Source organism: Streptomyces sp. NPDC054975, from assembly GCF_053609105.1.
Genome location: NZ_JBSGWV010000014.1, coordinates 49,018 through 64,531, shown reverse-complemented (window position 1 = coordinate 64,531; position 15,514 = coordinate 49,018). Strand labels below are relative to the sequence as shown.

Sequence of the window (15,514 nt, the reverse complement as noted above, 5' to 3'; positions counted from 1 at the left end):
AAGTGACCACCGAAGGGGGCTTCTTGTGCGGGAACGCGGGTCAGCAGCCGCCGCAGTTGTAGTAGGTCACGTCCCAGTGGTTGCCCTCGTCGGCGTAGATGTTGCCGGAGCCGGACTTCCACTGCGGGGCGCCGTCACCGCGCACGCCGATGTAGGTGAAGGTGTTCTTGATGTAGTTCCCGACGCACGTGTACTTGCTGTAGTCGAGCTTGTAGCCGTTCCAGTGGGAGTACGTGCCGCCGGCGTGGCCGGTCTCGGTGCCGCCGGTGATGTTCAGGGCGCAGCCGCTGGCGCTCTTGAGGGTCTGGGCGCCCTTCGCCGAGGCGAGGTTGAGCTGCTCGAAGGACGTGCAGGTCGGGTTGTTGCGGTCGGAGCAGCCTCCGGACGAGGACCAGGTGATCCCGGAGGAGCGGAACATCGAGGTCGCCGTGGCGTGGCTGATCTTCGTGACGGCCTGGGCGTCGGTGGCGCTGGTGAGGACGCCGACGCCGGGGGCGAAGAGGGCGCCGAGGACCAGGGCGAGCGCGGTGAGGACGGAGCGGAGCTTCATTCGGGGGTGCCTCCTGCTGGTGACCGTGACGGACGGGACGGCGGTGCAGGTGGAGCAGGGCGTGCTCGTCGGGCAGGGAGATGGTGCCCGAGTTCTACGCGCGTCCGCCAGAGGGCCTGGGCATCTTCCGGGCGAACCGGAGGGAAACACTCCCGCGAAGATGTTGAATGTTGAACGGAATAGGGCTACGGTAGTTCTCGTTGAAGGTTCAACGAACTGGAAAACCCGCTCGGACCCCCCTCTCTCCAAGGAGCACGCCATGGGCATCTTCGGCCGCAAGACCAGCGACACCGCCACCACCACCTCCGTCGCCACCCTCCCGGTCGACCCGGAGCTGGCCGCGCTGACCGGCCAGTACACGATCGACCCGGCGCACAGCGCCATCGGCTTCACCGTCCGTCACGCGATGGTCACCAACGTGCGCGGCACCTTCGCCGAGCACGAGGGCACCCTGAACCTGGACGGCTCCGACCCGGGCGCCTCCTCCGCCTCGATCGACGTCAAGATCGCCTCGATCGACACCGGCATCGGCGACCGTGACGGCCACCTGCGCAGCGGCGACTTCTTCGACGCCGAGCAGTTCCCGCTGATGACCTTCCGCTCGACGGAGGCGACGCAGCTGGGCGGCGACAAGTACCGCGTGACCGGAGACCTCACGATCAAGGACGTGACGAAGCCGCTCTCCATCGACCTGGAGTTCAACGGCTCGGCCACGGACCCGTTCGGCAACGAGCGCGTCGGCTTCGAGGGCTCCGCCGAGATCCTCCGCTCCGACTGGGGCCTGACCTGGAACGCGGCGCTGGAGACCGGCGGTGTGATGGTCAGCGACAAGGTGAAGCTGACCTTCGACATCTCCGCGATCAAGAACGCCGCCTGAGGCACCTGGCCCCTCGGGGTACACACGAGCGCGCCCGCCTCTCCGTCGACGACGGAGGGCGGGCGCTCGGCGTTGCCGCCCAAGGGAGTGTCCGGGAAGTGCACGACGCAGGGCGTTGTCAGTGGCGGTCGCTAGCGTCGGCGGCATGGAATTCCGTATCGACAGCAGCGAGTTGTCCGACGCCGTGGCCTGGGCCGCCCGCGTCCTGCCCGCCCGGTCCCCCGTGCCCGTGCTCGGCGGACTGCTCCTGGAGGCGAGAGACGGCCGGCTGCGGGTCTCCGGCCTCGACTACGAGGCGTCGGCCCGCACCGAGGTCGAGACGGAGACGGTACGGGAGGGCCGGGCGCTGGTCCTCGGGCGGCGGCTGCTCGACATCTGCAAGGTGCTGCCCAAGGGGCCCGTGGAGTGCGCGATCGAGGGGGCGCGGCTCTCGGTGACGGGCGGGGACGCCCGCTTCGGCCTCTCGCTGCTGCCGCTGGACGACTATCCGGCGCAGCCGGAGCTGCCCGCCTTCCGGGGCGTGGTGGACGCGGGGGCGTTCGCGGCGGCGGTCGGGCAGGTGGCGGTGGCGGCCGGCCGGGACGACTCTCTGCCGGTCCTGACGGGGGTACGGCTCGCCCTGGACGGCACGACGATGACGCTCGCCGCGACCGACCGGTACCGCTACGCGGTCCGGACGCTGGAGTGGAAGCCGGAGAGCGGGGCCGGTTCCGCCGCCGGGGACGACGGAGGGCACGGCGGTGAGGACGGCGCGGCGGACGTCGTGGTGCCCGCCCGGCGGCTGGTCGAGATCGCCCGCTCACTGGCCTCGGCGGGGCCGGTCCGCCTCGCCCTGGACGGCGGCTCGATCGGCTTCGAGAGCGAGGGCACACGGACGACGACGCGGCTGCTCGACGGCCGGCTCCCCCGCCACGACAAGCTGTTCTCGCTCGGCGAGCACGCCGTCGCCGTGACGGAGCGGGCCCCGCTGGTCGAGGCGGTCAAGCGGGTCGCGGTGGTCGCCGAGGGCGACAGCCCGGTCCAGCTCGCCTTCGGCGGGGACGCCGTGCACCTCCAGGCCGGGTACGAGGACGACGTGGCCTCCCAGCGGCTTCCGGCGGCCCTGGAGGGGGCGGAGGCGATGACGGTCGCGTTCAACCCGGGGTATCTGCTGGACGCGCTCGGCTCCTTCGGCACCGAATCGGTCCGCTTCCATCTGCTCGGGCCGGGGCAGCGCGCGCTGATCACGGACCGGGCGGGCGGGGTCCACCAGCACCTGCTGATGTCGGTGAAGCCCCTGGTGTAGCCCTCCGCAGCGGTGCGCGGCGGGGCGTCCGGCTAGAACCCGCCGCCGAAGTCCCCGCCGCCGCCGAAGTCGCCGAAGCCGCCGCCCCCGCCTCCGAAGTCGCCCGAACCGAAGTCGCCGGAGCTGAAGTCGGCCCCGGAGAAGTCGCCGCCCTCGAACTCCCCGCCGCCGTACTCACCGGCGTAGGCCGGGGTGGCGAGCATCGAGCCGAGCATGGTGCCGACGAGGAGGCCGGGGAGCAGGCCGCCGCCGAAGTAGCCGCCTGCCCACGGGCCGTACGCCGGTCCCGCCTCCCAGTACGGGCGGCGGCCGTCCTCGGTCGCGACCGTACGGGTCAGGGGGTCCTGCCCGTCGTCGAGGCGGGCGGCGTCGGCGGCGCACACCGGGACCTGGCGGGCGGCGCCGCCGGCCGGGGTCCAGGTGCGGTCGTCGGTCGACGGGCCGTGGCGCGGATCGAAGAAGCAGGGCGGTCGGCGCTCGGGCAGCTGCCGGGACTCGCGGCGCGCGGCGAGCACGGCGAGCGAGTAGCGGCCGTCCTCCAGGGCCTGGGTCACGCCCCGGACGTCGTGCGGGTGCGTGGCCGAGCCCATCAGCGACTTCGCCTTGTCGTAGGAGTCGAGCGCGCGTTCGTAGTCGCCGCGCATCGCGTCGTCGGCGCCGGGCTCGGCCGGGTGGAAGTCGAGGCGTTCGAGCTCCTCGCCGAAGGCGGTGATGTCCTCGTCCACGACGACCCGCAGCTTGTCGAGCGCCTCGCGCTCCTCGGCCTCCTTGCGGAGCCGGTTGCGGCGGACGATCGCGTACGCCCCCGCGCCACCGGCGGCGACGACCGCGCCGAGCGTGATCAGGCCGCCCACCGGGACGCCGTCGTCGGTGCCGACCGAACCCCAGGAGGCGGGTGCGGTCCCGCGCAGGGTCGGCAGGGCCTGGTCGACGAAGTTGTTCAGCTCGGTGGCCGCGTCGACCCCGGGCTGGCGCACGGCGGTGACCAGGTTGTCCACGGCGTCCGCGGACATCACCGTACGGTCGGCGGCGGCGTCGAAGCCGTCACCGAGCCGGACCGCGTAGAGCCCCGTCACCCCGGTCTCGGTCCGCAGGTTGCGCAGCAGGTTCTCGGGCGGGTACTCGCTCGTCGCGGGCAGCACAGCGATGAAGAGCGGCTTGTCCGCGTCCTCGATCTTCTGGGCAAGCGCATCCGCCTCGGCGGTCGAGAGCTGGTCACGCGCGCCCGGATCGACGTACACCGGCCCCTGCTTCAGGGCCGCGCCGGCGTCCGGAATCCCGGTGACCCCGGCCCCCGCGGAGGGAGCCAGGATCAGGAGCAGCAGCAACGCCAGCCCGGCGAGGGCCGACAGAAGGTGGAACGGCCTGGTCCTCATACCATCGAAAATACCCCGAATGGGTGGTTACGAGACATAAAGAACGCAAGGTCGTGCCGCCGTGAGGAGGGCTATTCGGCGGGGTCGATCCCCACGCGCAGCAGCCCGTACGTGAACGCGTCCTCCAGCGCCTGCCAGGACGCGGCGATCACGTTCTCCCCGACTCCGACCGTCGACCACTCGGCGTTGCCGTCGCTGGTGGTGATCAGGACGCGGGTCGTGGACTCCGTGCCGTGGCGGCCTTCCAGGATGCGGACCTTGTAGTCCACCAGCTCGAACTTGGCGAGCTGCGGGTAGATCCGCTCCAGTCCGACCCGCATCGCCCGGTCGAGGGCGTTGACCGGGCCGTTGCCCTCGGCGGTGGCGACGATCCGCTCGCCCTTGGCCCAGAGCTTCACGGTGGCCTCGTTGGCGTGGGTGCCGTCGGGCCGGTCCTCGACGATCGCCCGCCAGGACTCCGTACGGAAGTAGCGGCGGGCCCGGCCCTCCACCTCCTCGCGGAGCAGCAGCTCGAAGGAGGCGTCGGCGGCCTCGTAGGTGTAGCCCTGGAGCTCGCGCTCCTTGACCCGGTCGACGACCCGGGCGACCAGCGCGCGGTCGCCGCCGAGGTCGACGCCGAGCTCCTTGCCCTTCAGCTCGATCGAGGCGCGCCCGGCCATGTCGGAGACCAGCATCCGCATGGTGTTGCCGACGAGCTCGGGGTCGATGTGCTGGTAGAGGTCCGGGTCGACCTTGATCGCGGAGGCGTGCAGCCCGGCCTTGTGGGCGAAGGCCGAAACACCCACGTACGGCTGATGGGTGGAGGGCGTCAGGTTGACGACCTCGGCGATGGCGTGCGAGATCCGGGTCATCTCCTGGAGCGCGCCCTCGGGCAGCACCTTCTTGCCGTACTTGAGCTCCAGGGCGGCGACCACCGGGAAGAGGTTGGCGTTGCCGACGCGCTCGCCGTAGCCGTTGGCGGTGCACTGGACGTGCGTGGCGCCCGCGTCGACGGCGGCGAGGGTGTTGGCGACGGCACAGCCGGTGTCGTCCTGGGCGTGGATGCCGAGCCGGGCGCCGGTGTCGGCGAGGACGGTGGCGACGACGGCCTGGACCTGGGCGGGGAGCATGCCGCCGTTGGTGTCGCAGAGGATCACGACGTCGGCGCCGGCCTCGGAGGCGGCGCGGACGACGTCCTTGGCGTACTGCGGGTTGGCCTTGTAGCCGTCGAAGAAGTGCTCGCAGTCGACGAAGACGCGGCGGCCCTGGGAGCGGAGGTGGGCGACGGTGTCGCGGACCATCTCCAGGTTCTCGTCCAGGGTGGTGCGCAGGGCGAGCTCGACGTGCCGGTCGTGCGACTTGGCGACCAGCGTGATCACGGGGGCGCCGGAGTCGAGGAGCGCCTTGACCTGCGGGTCGTCGGCGGCGCTGCCGCCGGCCCTGCGGGTCGCGCCGAACGCGACGAGCCGCGCGTTCTTGAAGGTGATCTCCTGCTGCGCGCGGGCGAAGAACTCGGTGTCGCGCGGGTTGGCGCCGGGCCAGCCGCCCTCGATGAAACCGACGCCGAAGTCGTCGAGGTGTCGCGCGATGGTCAGCTTGTCCGCGACGGTGAGGTTGATGCCTTCACGCTGCGCGCCGTCGCGCAGCGTCGTGTCGAAGACATGGAAGCTGTCGTCGAGGCGCGAGCTCTCGTCGGTCTCCGTGGTCATGGCTCTGATGGCTCCTGTCGGATGTGGCTCCGGAAGGTCTGGATCCACTTGCCCCCATTCTCACGCGCTGTCCGTTTCCGGCGGGTGGTGGGGCCGGAAAACGAAAAAACCCCTCGCGGGTGCGAGAGGTCTGCGCGCGGGTCTGAGGCACGGTGTCCACTGCCGCGGGGGTGGAGTCGCGGTTCAGTGGCCACTGCGGACCGGCGCGCTGCTGCCGATAATCATCGTGGTAGCGAGCACGCGGGCAGTCTGCCACATCTGTACGGGTGACGGGATCGCGGTCTCAGGATGCGGGCGGGGGTCCGGTGGTAGGCGTCCCTGTATGAGCACCTCACCCCCTTCCGGCCCGCCGGCGGGACCGCCACGCGGCCCCCTCGGCCCGGGTTCGGGGGGCGGCGGCGTCCCCCCTGTTCCTCCCGGGCCTTCCTCCGGCCCCGCGGAGCAGCCAGAGCCGCCTCCCCCGGACGGCCGACGCCGCCGCACCCTGGTGACCGCCGGAGCCGGCGTGGTCGTCGCCCTCGGCCTGGCGGTGGCCCTGGTCGCGATGTTGCGCGACGGGGGTGACGACGGCGGGCCGTCGCCGACCGTCACGACGTCGGTGAACGACGAGGCCGCCCGCGCCAGGGCCCGCACCCTCGCCTCCACCGTGGCCCTGGACGCCCCCGACTGGGGGCCCGGATACCAGCGCTCGTCGCCGTACGAGATGGACCCCGCCCCCGAGTTCGAGGTGCGGAGCAACTGTGAGCTGCACGACCAGAGCGGCCGGGCCGGCACCTTGGCCGCGCTCAGGCGATGGGTCAGGCCTCCGGACACCACTCCGGGCAGCTACACCGAGGTGCGGGTGTTCGCCGACGTGGCGACGGCGCAGTCGTACGTGAACGACGTCGAGACAGGCACCCGTCGCTGTCCGGAACAGGTCAGCGGAATGGTCCGGTACACAGGCGTCCGGCAGGCCACGGCGCCTGCGGTGACGGGCCTCGACAAGGTGGTCGCCGAGGACGGCCGGCAGGCCACCGACGCGGAAGGGCGGACGACGGACTACCCGTACGTGCTCTACACCGGCCGCTCGGGCTCGACCGCGCTCTCCGTCCTCGCGTACGACGACGCCGACGGCGATCAGGCGCAGCTGGCCGAGCGCGCCACGAGCGCCCTCCAGAAGCTTCAGCAGCGACTGGCGAACGCCTCGCGGTGATCCTGGCCCGGCCTCACGGTCGCAGCAACGTGTCCGCCACGAACTCCCGCACGTGGTCGATGACGTGCTCCCGGCTGGTACCCGGGATGCCGACCGCCACATGGACGCTGAAGCCGTCGAGCAGGGCGCGCATCCGGGTCGCGTACCGGTCGGGGTCTACGGGGCGGAACTCGCCGCGCGAGACCCCCTCGGCGATCAGCGCGACCAGGTCCCGGTGCCAGGCGCCCTCGATCGCGGCCTGCCGGGCGCGCGCGTCGTCGTCGGCGTTCTGGGACCGGTTCCAGACCTCCAGCCAGAGGGTCCAGTGGGGATCGCGCGGGCCGTCCGGCACGTAGACGTCGACGTAGCCGTCGAGGCGCTCGCGGGCGCTCCCCGACCGGGAGAGCAGCGCGCTGCGCTCGGCGCCGAGCCGCCCCTCGCTCCACTCCAGGGTCTGGAGCAGCAGCTCGTCCTTGGTGCGGAAGTAGTAGAGCAGGTGCCCGCTGCTCATCCCGACCTCACGCCCGAGCCCGGCCATGGTCAGCCCTTCGAGCCCGCGCTCGGCGATGGTGTCCATGGCGGCGGCGAGGACGTCCTCGCGGGGTGGCGCCGCCTGGTTGCGGCGACGGGGGGAGGCGGGGGAAGGCGGGCTGATGCTGCTCACTCGTACGTTCTACCCGATCGGCTCGGCGTCGGTTTCGCGGACCCCGTCAGGGGCATGGCCGCACGCTGTCTCGGAGCGCGCCGCCATGCCCCTGAGGGGCTTCAGACCTTCGGCTGCTGCTGCGTGATGCAGTGGATGCCGCCGCCGCCCGCGAAGATGGCGCGGGCGTCGACCAGAGTGACGATCCGCTCCGGAAACAGCCGGCGGAAGATGCCCGCCGCGATCTCGTCGTTCGGGTCGTCGAAGCCGCACAGGACCACTCCGCCGTTGCAGAGGTAGTGGTTGATGTACGAGTAGTCGACCCAGTCGCCCTCCTCGTCCTTCAGGACGGTCGGGGCCGGGATCTCCACGACCTCCAGCCGGCGGCCCTTGGCGTCCGTCGAGCGGCTGAGGATGTCGACGTACATCCGCGAGCGCTCGTGGTCGGGGTGGGCCGGGTCCTGCTGGCTGTGGACGACCACGACGCCGGGCCTGGCGAAGGCGGCGACGATGTCGACGTGGCCCTGGGTTCCGTAGAGGCCGTAGTCGCCGGCCAGGCCGTGCGGGAGCCAGATCGCCTTCGTCGTGCCGAGCTTGGCGTGGATCTCGGCCTCGACCTCGGCGCGGCTCCACTCGGGGTTGCGGCCGGCGCCGAGCTGGACGGTGTCGGTCAGCAGGACCGTTCCCTCACCGTCGACGTGGATCGCGCCGCCCTCGTTGACCAGCGGGCTGCTCAGTACGGAGACACCGGCGAGATCGGCGACATGACGGGCGATCTTGGAGTCGTGCTCCCAGCGGGCCCAGTCCTGCCCGCCCCAGCCGTTGAACACCCAGTCGACGGCGGCCAGTTCGGTGCCGTCGGTGACGAAGGTCGGGCCGATGTCGCGCATCCAGGCGTCGTCCAGGTCGCGCTCGACCAGCTCGATCGCGTCGCCGAGCAGAGCCCGCGCGGAGTCCAGCTGGCCGGGGCCGACCACCATCGTGACCGGCTCGAAGCGGCGTACGGCGCGGGCCACGGACGCCCACGCGGTACGGGCCTCGGCCAGCTCCTCGTCGTTGGTGAAGGTCGGGTTGGGGCCGGGCCAGGCCATCCACGTGCGCTCGTGCGGGGCCCACTCGGCCGGCATTCGGAAGGTCATGGAAGGAGTCCTCAGAGGAAGTAGAGACGGTTCAGGGAGATGGAGTCGGCCGGTTCGGAGCGGATCGGGTCGCCGTCCAGCGACACCAGTCCGGTCCGGCCGTCCACCCCCACCTGGCCGATACGGGAGTTCAGGAGCAGGTCGCCGGGGCCGATGCCCCGGGTCCCGCGGACGGCGACGCGGCGGCGCCTGGTCGGCATCCGGTCCGAGCCGAGGTCGACGGCGGCCTGCGCGACGAACGCGACCGAGATGTCGGCCGGGGCCGCCCCGTGGGCGCCGAAGAGCGGCCCGAGGACGAGCGGTTCGCAGGTGTCGGTGGCGGCGTTCGGATCGCCCACGACCCCCCACGCGGGGAAGCCGGACTTCAGCACCATCTGGGGCTTGGCGCCGAAGTACTGCGGCCGCCACAGCACGATGTCGGCCATCTTGCCGACCTCGATCGAGCCGATCTCGTGTGCGAGGCCGTGGGCGATCGCCGGGTTGATGGTCAGCTTGGCCATGTAACGGAGCACACGCGCGTTGTCGTCGTGTTCGCCGTCGCCCTCCATGGGGCCCAGCTCGGCCTTCATCTTCCCGGCCATGGCGAAGGTCCGGCGTACGGTCTCGCCGGCCCTTCCCATCCCCTGCGCGTCGGAGGAGGTGATCCCGATCGCGCCGAGGTCGTGCAGGACGTCCTCCGCCCCCATCGTCCCGGCCCGGATCCGGTCCCGCGCCATGGCGGCGTCGCCGGGCAGGTCGGTCTTCAGGTCGTGGACGGAGACGATCATGCCGTAGTGCTCGGCGACCGCGTCGCGCCCGAAGGGGAGCGTGGGGTTGGTGGACGAGCCGATGACGTTCGGTACGCCCGCCATCTTGAGGACGTTCGGTACGTGGCCTCCGCCGCAGCCCTCGATGTGGAAGGCGTGGATGGTCCGGCCGTCGAGGACCCTGAGCGTGTCCTCGACCGAGAGGCACTCGTTCAGGCCGTCGCTGTGCAGGGCGACCTGGACGTCGTGCTCCTCGGCGACCCGGAGCGCGGTGTCGAGGGCGCGGGTGTGGGCGCCCATGTCCTCGTGCACCTTGAAGCCGGAGGCCCCGCCCTCGGCGAGGGCCTCGACCAGCGGGGCGCCGTCCGAGGAGGAGCCACGGGCGAGGAAGCCGATGTTGACGGGCCAGGCGTCGAAGGCGCTGAAGGCGTGCTGGAGGGCCCATGGCGAGTTGACGCCAACCCCCCAGACAGGACCGAACTCCTGTCCGATGATGGTGGTGACACCAGAGGCGAGGGAGGCCTCCATGATGCGCGGGGACAGCAGGTGGACATGGGTGTCCACAGCACCGGCGGTGGCGATGAGCCCCTCGCCGGAGACGATCGACGTGCCGGTGCCGACGACCACGTCGACACCGTCGAGGGTGTCCGGGTTGCCCGCGCGCCCGATGGCGTGGATCCGGCCCTCGCGAATACCGATGGACACCTTGCGGATGCCCTGGACGGCGTCGATGACGAGGACGTTGCTGATCACGACGTCACAGGTCTCGCGGACGGCCGCCGCCTTGAGGTGAAGGCCGTCGCGGGCGGTCTTGCCGAAGCCCGCGAGGAACTCGTCGCCGGGCTTCTGGGAGTCGGACTCGACGCGGACGACGAGCCCGGAGTCGCCGAGGACGACCCGGTCGCCCGCGCGGGGTCCGTGCACCGATGCGTACTCGTACGGGTCCATCACTCGCCTTCCTTCGTGAGCTGCGCTCCCAGGTAGCCGCAGGCCGCGGCGCGCCGCAGGGCCTCTTCCTTCGCGCCGGGCGCGTCCAGCGGGCCGTCGACCAGGCCCGCGAAGCCGATGGCGATCCGCGCGCCGCCGATCGGCACGAGACCGACCTCCGCCTCGCCGTCCGGGTCGAAGCGGAAGGAGGAGCCGGCGGGGACGGCCAGCCGCATGCCGTAGGCGGCGGCGCGGTCGAAGTCCAGGCGCGGGTTGGCCTCGAAGAAGTGGAAGTGCGAGGTGACGCTGACCGGGACGGTCGCGGTGTTACGGACCGTGAGGATCAGCGCGGGGGACTGCTCGGCCTCGGTGGGGCCCGGCAGCAGCGCGCCCGGGGCGCCGTCGCCCAGGGAAGGACCGCCGATCGGGTCGGAGACGACCGCGAGCCGCGAGCCGTCGTCGAAAACCGCCTCGACATGCACTTCGGTGACGACATCGGCCACACCCGGCAGCACGTCGTCCGGGCCGAGGACGGACCTGGCGGCGTCGATCGCCTCGGCGAGCCGTCGGCCGTCGCGGGCCGCCTCGCAGACGGTGTCCGCGATGAGGGCCGTCGCCTCCGGCACATTGAGCCGAAGGCCCCGGGCCCGGCGGGCCCGCGCGAGCTCGGCGGCCCCGAAGAGCAGCAGCCGGTCGCGTTCGGTGGGAGTCAGTCGCACGTCCACACACCTCCTGTTTGAGCGACACTCTAAACGGTGAACGCGCAGGATCCAAGCATTGACGTACGCGTCAGTAGTGCGTCACATTGAGCGTCACTCTAATTGAGCGCCACTCTAAACCTGTCCACCCGCTTGCACCGCAGGGAGCCCCCATGCCGATCGAACAGCGCGGAGTCGACACCATCCCCGAAGCGGAACGCACCAGCGGTCCGCGTGACCTCTTGGCCATCCTCCTCGGCTCGAACCTCTGCCTCGGAGTGATCGTCTTCGGCTGGCTGCCGGTCTCCTTCGGCCTCGGCCTATGGGCGTCGGTGACCTCCGTGGTCACCGGCACGCTCATCGGCGTCGCCTTCACAGCCCCGCTCGCGCTCGTCTCGCTGCGCACCGCGACCAACCTCTCCACCTCCAGCGGCGCCTTCTTCGGTGTGCGCGGCCGCCTCGTCGGCTCGGTGGTCGGCCTGCTGCTCTCCCTCGGTTACACGGCCCTCACGCTGTGGATCGGCGGGGACGTGGTGGTCGGCACGCTCGCCCGGCTGACCGGTCTGCCCACCGGCAGCGCCACGCACGCGGTGGTGTACGCGGTGCTCGCCGCCTGCACGGTCGTGGGCGCGGTGTACGGCTACGGCCTGCTGCTCCGGCTCAGCAAGGCGCTCGCGATCGGCATGACCCTGCTGCTCGGCCTCGGCCTGGTGGCATACGGCGGCGACCTCACCGTGGCCCCGGTGGCCGACACCCCGTATCTGCTCGGCTCGTTCTGGCCGACGTGGGTGCTGTCCGCGGTGGCGGCAGGACTCAGCGGCCCGGTCGCCTTCATCACGCTGCTCGGCGACTACACCCGCTACATGTCCCCCAAGCGGCACAGCCCGAAGAAGGTCCTGACGACCACCTGTGTCGGCCTGGTCGCCGGCCTGCTGATCCCTCAGCTCTTCGGCACGTACACGGCGTTGGCGGCGCGCGGCGCGCTCGACTACGCGGGCCCGCTCGTCGCGGCCTCCCCCGCCTGGTACGTGGTGCCGCTGCTGCTCGCCGCGACCGCCGGCACGGTCGGCAACGCGGGCCTGATGCTGTACTCGATGGGCCTGGACCTGGACGCGATCCTGCCCCGGGCGACCCGGGCGCGGGCGACGCTCGTGGTGGCGGCGGTGGCGACGGCCTTCGTCTTCCTCGGCCACTTCGCCTCGGACGCGCAGTCGGCGATGACGTCGTTCGTGCTGCTGCTGACGGCGATCGGCACGCCGTGGGCGGTGATCACGCTGATCGGCCACGCCCGCTGTCGCGGCGCGTACGACCCGGAGGCGCTGCAGGTCTACAACCGCCGGGCGCGGGGCGGCGCGTACTGGTTCTCGGCGGGCTGGCACCCGCGGGCGACGGTGTCCTGGGCCCTGGGTGCGGGCGTGGGCCTCGCGGCCGTGTCGACGCCCTTGTACGAAGGGCCGCTGCTGGCCCTGACGGGCGGGATCGACTGCAGCTTCGTCCTGTCGGCGCTCGTGGGCGGGCTGCTGTACGCGACGCTGACGGCGCGCGCGGCGGTCGCACCGGAGCGAGGTCGGGAGCCGGGCCGGGAGCCCGAGGCCGAGCCGGCCGTTTCCTGAGCGGTCCCGTGGTGGGCCCCGCGGTGAGCGGGCCCGAGCGCGGAGCTGCCCCCGGGGTGTGCCCATCCGTCCCGCACTGCGTGGACGGGCGTGGCCACACCCCGGGGGCAGCGCGTCGTCTAGCCCAGCTCGTGGGTCCAGCCGTGGACGTCCTCGGACTTGCCCGTCTGGATGGCGAGCAGCGCGTCGCGGAGCTTCATCGTGACCTCGCCGGGCTCCCCGCCCGACTGCTGCCACTCGCCGCGCGCCGACTTCACCGTGCCGACCGGCGTGATGACCGCGGCCGTGCCGCAGGCGAAGACCTCGGTGAGGGTGCCGTTCTCGCTGTCGGCCTGCCACTGGTCGATCGAGACGCGGCCCTCCTCGGAGCTGTAGCCGAGGTCCTTGGCCAGCTGGAGGAGCGAGTCACGGGTGATGCCCGCGAGGAGCGAGCCGGTGAGCGTCGGCGTGACGATCTTGTCCCCGTACACGAAGTACAGGTTCATGCCGCCGAGCTCCTCGACCCACTTGTGCTCCACGGCGTCGAGGTAGGCGACCTGGTCGCAGCCCTTCGCGGCGGCCTCGGCCTGGGCCAGCAGGGAGGCCGCGTAGTTGCCGCCGGTCTTGGCGTCGCCCACGCCGCCCGGGACGGCGCGGACGCGGTCCTCGGAGAGCCAGATCGAGACGGGCTTGACGCCACCGGGGAAGTACGGACCGGCGGGCGAGGCGATGACGACGAAGAGGTACTCGTTCGCCGGTCGCACACCCAGGCCGACCTCGGTCGCGATCATGAACGGGCGCAGGTAGAGCGAGTCCTCGCCGCCGTGCGCCGGAACCCACGCCTTGTCCTGCTGGACGAGGACGTCGCACGCCTCGATGAAGGTCTCGACGGGCAGCTCCGGCATGGCGAGCCGGCGCGCGGAGGCCTGGAAGCGCCGGGCGTTGGCGTCCGGGCGGAAGGTCGCGACACTGCCGTCGGGGCGGCGGTACGCCTTCAGGCCCTCGAAGATCTCCTGGGCGTAGTGCAGGACGTTCGTGGCCGGGTCGAGGGAGAGCGGGCCGTACGGCACGAGCTGGCCGTCGTGCCAGCCGCGGCCCTCGGTCCAGCGGATGGTCACCATGTGGTCGGTGAAGTGGCGGCCGAATCCGGGGTTGGCCAGGATCGCCTCGCGCTCCGCGTCGGACAGCGGGCTGGAGGAGGGCTTGAGCTCGATCGTGGGCGTCGTCATGAGTGCTAGTCCTTCACCGGTTGTGTGTGACGGACCGCGCTCACGCCGCTATCAGTGCTCTGCTAGGACGTCCGAGCTTTCCCGCATGCCGCGGCCCCACGTTCGATTATCGCCCGTGGAGACCTGTGCACGAAACGGTGTGATGCGGTCCAGGGTTTGATGGTGGCACCCTGCGACCGCATAGGTACAGCCGCCGGGTGCTCGATGGCGACCCGGCGGCTGTGTGGCGTTCAGTCGGCGGGTCAGCTCGCTACGCGTACCGCGAGCGCGTCGCCGATCTCGTCGGTCGTACGGACGGAGTCGCCGCGCTCGGTCAGGTCGGCGGCGACGGCGGCCTCGATGCGGCCGGCCTCGGTCTCGTGGCCGAGGTGGCGCAGGAGGAGGGCGACGGAGAGCACGGTGGCCGTCGGGTCGGCCTTGCCCTGGCCCGCGATGTCCGGCGCGGAGCCGTGCACGGGCTCGAACATGGACGGGAACTCGCCGCTCGGGTTGATGTTGCCGGAGGCGGCGACGCCGATGCCACCGGAGACCGCCGCGGCGAGGTCGGTGATGATGTCACCGAAGAGGTTGTCGGTGACGATCACGTCGAACCGCTCGGGCTGCGTGACGAGGAAGATCGTCGCCGCGTCCACGTGGAGGTAGTCGGTGGTGACCTCGGGGAACTCCTGGGCCACCTTGTTGAAGATGTTGGTCCAGAGGTGGCCCGCGTACGCCAGGACGTTGTTCTTGTGGACCAGCGTCAGCTTCTTGCGCGGGCGGGCCTGGGCGCGGGCGAAGGCGTCGCGGACGACACGCTCGACACCGAAGGCCGTGTTGACGGAGACCTCGGTGGCGACCTCGTGCGGGGTGCCGGTGCGGATCGAGCCGCCGTTGCCGGTGTACGGGCCCTCGGTGCCCTCGCGGACCACGATGAAGTCGATCTCGGGCTGACCCTTGAGCGGCGTCGAGACGCCCGGGAGCAGCTTCGACGGCCGCAGGTTCACATGGTGGTCGAAGAGGAAGCGGAGCTTCAGCAGGAAGCCGCGCTCCAGCACGCCGGACGGGACCGAGGGGTCGCCGATCGCGCCGAGCAGGATGGCGTCGTGCTGCTTGAGGGCCTCGGCGTCGGCGTCGGTGAGGGTCTCACCGGTCGCGTGGTAGCGCTTGGCGCCGAAGTCGTACTCCTTCGTCTCCAGCTTCACATCCTGCGGGAGCGCGGCAGCGAGGACCTTGAGGCCCTGGGCCACGACCTCCTGGCCGATGCCGTCGCCGGGAATGACTGCGAGATTGATGCTGTGAGACATGTCGGCACCCTACTCCTCGTCCCATCGGTTGACACTCACTGTCCACGATACGGACGAGGCCATCCGGGTGGTCAGTGGCCGGTCGAGCCGCCGTTGTCACGGCGGTCGAGGGCGCGCTGGAGGGCGGCGGCGGCGTTCTTGCGGGCGTCGTCACCGCTCGGGCGGGCGACGGAGTGACGGACTCGGCGGGCGGTCTCAGCGGCCATGGGGGATCGACTCCTCGAGATCAGTGGTGATCCTGGAACGGAAGATCAGTGGTGATCGAAGGCGCCGGAAGGGGCGGGGAGCGGGCCCACAGGGGTTACCTGCA

14 protein-coding genes are annotated in these 15,514 nt (G+C 71.6%); 4 read left to right on the top strand and 10 right to left on the bottom strand.

Annotated features, from left to right (window positions below):
• Positions 1-40: 40 nt before the first annotated feature.
• Positions 41-550 carry a hypothetical protein gene (locus tag ACWF79_RS15935; RefSeq protein WP_453728705.1) on the bottom strand — a complete coding sequence of 170 codons (510 nt, stop codon included), beginning with the start codon at positions 548-550 and terminating at the stop codon, positions 41-43.
• A 259-nt stretch (positions 551-809) separates the two neighbouring features.
• Between ACWF79_RS15935 and ACWF79_RS15930 the strand changes: the two genes are divergently transcribed.
• Positions 810-1,427 carry a YceI family protein gene (locus tag ACWF79_RS15930; RefSeq protein ID WP_453728704.1) on the top strand — a complete coding sequence of 206 codons (618 nt, stop codon included), beginning with the start codon at positions 810-812 and terminating at the stop codon, positions 1,425-1,427.
• 145 nt (positions 1,428-1,572) lie between these two features.
• Positions 1,573-2,712 carry a DNA polymerase III subunit beta gene (gene dnaN / locus ACWF79_RS15925; protein WP_453728703.1) on the top strand — a complete coding sequence of 380 codons (1,140 nt, stop codon included), beginning with the start codon at positions 1,573-1,575 and terminating at the stop codon, positions 2,710-2,712.
• Positions 2,713-2,744: 32 nt separating this feature from the next.
• On the opposite strand, the gene ACWF79_RS15920 is transcribed toward dnaN, so the two are convergent.
• On the bottom strand, positions 2,745-4,088 hold the full coding sequence (locus tag ACWF79_RS15920) for a hypothetical protein (protein WP_453728702.1): 1,344 nt from the start codon (positions 4,086-4,088) through the stop codon (positions 2,745-2,747).
• 71 nt (positions 4,089-4,159) lie between these two features.
• Positions 4,160-5,776 (bottom strand): citramalate synthase, encoded by a 1,617-nt coding sequence (gene cimA, locus ACWF79_RS15915; protein WP_453728701.1) that lies wholly within the window; start codon positions 5,774-5,776, stop codon positions 4,160-4,162.
• Between the two features lie 487 nt (positions 5,777-6,263).
• Between cimA and ACWF79_RS15910 the strand changes: the two genes are divergently transcribed.
• Complete coding sequence (locus ACWF79_RS15910; protein WP_453728700.1) at positions 6,264-6,968, top strand: hypothetical protein; 705 nt, start codon at positions 6,264-6,266, stop codon at positions 6,966-6,968.
• 13 nt (positions 6,969-6,981) lie between these two features.
• Here the strand turns inward: ACWF79_RS15910 and ACWF79_RS15905 are convergent, their stop codons facing one another.
• The 4 genes from ACWF79_RS15905 to ureA all read right to left on the bottom strand — a co-directional run bounded on the left by ACWF79_RS15905 (position 6,982) and on the right by ureA (position 11,121).
• The gene (locus tag ACWF79_RS15905; protein ID WP_453728756.1) at positions 6,982-7,524 is read right to left on the bottom strand and encodes a TetR/AcrR family transcriptional regulator; all 543 of its coding nucleotides are present in this window, start codon (positions 7,522-7,524) and stop codon (positions 6,982-6,984) included.
• Positions 7,525-7,712: 188 nt separating this feature from the next.
• The gene (locus ACWF79_RS15900; RefSeq protein ID WP_453728699.1) at positions 7,713-8,729 is read right to left on the bottom strand and encodes an agmatine deiminase family protein; all 1,017 of its coding nucleotides are present in this window, start codon (positions 8,727-8,729) and stop codon (positions 7,713-7,715) included.
• An 11-nt stretch (positions 8,730-8,740) separates the two neighbouring features.
• On the bottom strand, positions 8,741-10,423 hold the full coding sequence (locus ACWF79_RS15895) for an urease subunit alpha (RefSeq protein WP_453728698.1): 1,683 nt from the start codon (positions 10,421-10,423) through the stop codon (positions 8,741-8,743).
• Positions 10,423-11,121, bottom strand: coding sequence for an urease subunit gamma (gene ureA, locus ACWF79_RS15890; protein ID WP_453728697.1), 699 nt, complete (start codon positions 11,119-11,121; stop codon positions 10,423-10,425). Before ureA ends, ACWF79_RS15895 begins: the two co-directional genes overlap by 1 nt.
• A gap of 152 nt (positions 11,122-11,273) precedes the next feature.
• Between ureA and ACWF79_RS15885 the strand changes: the two genes are divergently transcribed.
• Entirely contained in the window at positions 11,274-12,713 is a 1,440-nt protein-coding gene (locus ACWF79_RS15885) for a cytosine permease (RefSeq protein ID WP_453728696.1), read from the top strand.
• Positions 12,714-12,832: 119 nt separating this feature from the next.
• Here the strand turns inward: ACWF79_RS15885 and ACWF79_RS15880 are convergent, their stop codons facing one another.
• From ACWF79_RS15880 to ACWF79_RS15870, 3 genes are all read right to left on the bottom strand, one after another.
• The gene (locus ACWF79_RS15880) at positions 12,833-13,921 is read right to left on the bottom strand and encodes a branched-chain amino acid aminotransferase (RefSeq protein WP_453728695.1); all 1,089 of its coding nucleotides are present in this window, start codon (positions 13,919-13,921) and stop codon (positions 12,833-12,835) included.
• A gap of 242 nt (positions 13,922-14,163) precedes the next feature.
• Positions 14,164-15,204: a 3-isopropylmalate dehydrogenase gene (locus ACWF79_RS15875; protein ID WP_453728694.1), complete on the bottom strand. Its 1,041-nt coding sequence runs from the start codon at positions 15,202-15,204 to the stop codon at positions 14,164-14,166.
• Between the two features lie 71 nt (positions 15,205-15,275).
• Entirely contained in the window at positions 15,276-15,410 is a 135-nt protein-coding gene (locus ACWF79_RS15870) for a hypothetical protein (protein WP_315892634.1), read from the bottom strand.
• Between the last annotated feature and the right edge of the window lie 104 nt (positions 15,411-15,514).

Bases quoted from the DNA above. Each gene is read 5' to 3' on its own strand.
- ACWF79_RS15880 (WP_453728695.1), bottom strand. From the start codon at position 13,921: ATGACGACGCCCACGATCGAGCTCAAGCCCTCCTCCAGCCCGCTGTCC.
- ACWF79_RS15875 (WP_453728694.1), bottom strand. From the start codon at position 15,204: ATGTCTCACAGCATCAATCTCGCAGTCATTCCCGGCGACGGCATCGGC.
- ACWF79_RS15920 (WP_453728702.1), bottom strand. From the start codon at position 4,088: ATGAGGACCAGGCCGTTCCACCTTCTGTCGGCCCTCGCCGGGCTGGCG.
- ACWF79_RS15895 (WP_453728698.1), bottom strand. From the start codon at position 10,423: ATGGACCCGTACGAGTACGCATCGGTGCACGGACCCCGCGCGGGCGAC.
- cimA (WP_453728701.1), bottom strand. From the start codon at position 5,776: ATGACCACGGAGACCGACGAGAGCTCGCGCCTCGACGACAGCTTCCAT.
- ACWF79_RS15900 (WP_453728699.1), bottom strand. From the start codon at position 8,729: ATGACCTTCCGAATGCCGGCCGAGTGGGCCCCGCACGAGCGCACGTGG.
- ACWF79_RS15930 (WP_453728704.1), top strand. From the start codon at position 810: ATGGGCATCTTCGGCCGCAAGACCAGCGACACCGCCACCACCACCTCC.
- ACWF79_RS15935 (WP_453728705.1), bottom strand. From the start codon at position 550: ATGAAGCTCCGCTCCGTCCTCACCGCGCTCGCCCTGGTCCTCGGCGCC.
- ACWF79_RS15870 (WP_315892634.1), bottom strand. From the start codon at position 15,410: ATGGCCGCTGAGACCGCCCGCCGAGTCCGTCACTCCGTCGCCCGCCCG.
- dnaN (WP_453728703.1), top strand. From the start codon at position 1,573: ATGGAATTCCGTATCGACAGCAGCGAGTTGTCCGACGCCGTGGCCTGG.
- ACWF79_RS15885 (WP_453728696.1), top strand. From the start codon at position 11,274: ATGCCGATCGAACAGCGCGGAGTCGACACCATCCCCGAAGCGGAACGC.
- ACWF79_RS15905 (WP_453728756.1), bottom strand. From the start codon at position 7,524: ATGGACACCATCGCCGAGCGCGGGCTCGAAGGGCTGACCATGGCCGGG.